The organism is Protofrankia sp. Cr1, from assembly GCF_963555865.1.
Classification (GTDB): domain Bacteria; phylum Actinomycetota; class Actinomycetes; order Frankiales; family Frankiaceae; genus Protofrankia.
On the sequence record NZ_CAUVXO010000552.1, the window covers coordinates 3,611 to 4,453 of the forward strand.

The 843-nt window shown below is 69.8% G+C and carries 2 protein-coding genes; one reads left to right on the forward strand and one right to left on the reverse strand.

What is annotated here, in order from left to right; all coding sequences use genetic code 11:
- On the reverse strand, positions 1-464 hold a 464-nt coding region (locus U9980_RS25640; RefSeq protein WP_322770277.1), incomplete at its 3' end, for a sigma-70 family RNA polymerase sigma factor.
- Positions 465-547: 83 nt separating this feature from the next.
- Between U9980_RS25640 and U9980_RS25645 the strand changes: the two genes are divergently transcribed.
- Positions 548-843, forward strand: a 296-nt coding sequence (locus tag U9980_RS25645) for a carboxymuconolactone decarboxylase family protein (RefSeq protein ID WP_416210397.1), incomplete at its 3' end; no start/stop codon positions are given.

Genomic DNA, 843 nt, shown 5'->3' on the forward strand with positions numbered 1-843 from the left:
CGCGCGCGGCTGGCCAGCTGCCGTGTCGCCGCCGGGGACCGCTCGACGATGGGAGCGATCTCGCTGAAGGGGACGGCGAACATGTCGTGCAGCACGAACGAGAGCCGTTCGGCGGGCACCAGCGTGTCGAGCACGACGAGCAGCGCGGAGCCCACCGAGTCGGCCAGGATCGCCTGGCGTTCGGGATCGATCCCGTCGACCGGGTCAGGTACGTGCTCGTCTAGCGGTTCCTCCCGCCGGGACCTGCGTGACTGCAGCATGTTCAGGCAGACCCGCGCGACGATCGTGGTCAGCCAGCCGCGCAGGTTCGCCACGCCGCTGGTGTCGGAGCGGCTGAACCGCAGCCAGGCGTCCTGTACCGCGTCGTCGGCCTCGGCCTGCGAGCCGAGCATCCGGTAGGCCACCGCCCCCAGATGCGTGCGGCTCTCCTCGAAACGCTCTGCCAGCCACTGCTGTTCGTCCATCGGTCACATTCCTCCGTCGCGGCCTGTCATACCAGTGACCGACGAAACCCGCCTGATGTGACAGGCCTTGGAGGAGAGCAGCCATGGAACCACGGATGAAGAACCCGGTGATGATCATTCCCGGTGCGATGCAGGCCATCGGGGCCCTGAACGCGTCGATCGAGCAGAGCGGTGTGCCGGCGGCGACGCTCGCGCTGGTCCACCTGCGCGCGAGCCAGATCAACGGCTGCAGCTCCTGCGTGGACGGGGGGGCACGCAGCGCCAGGAAGGCGGGCGAGACCGACGAGCGGCTGTTCGCGGTGGCGGCCTGGCGGGCGGCGCCGTACTTCACCGATGCCGAACGTGCGGCGCTGGCGCTCACCGAGGCTGTCACGCGGCT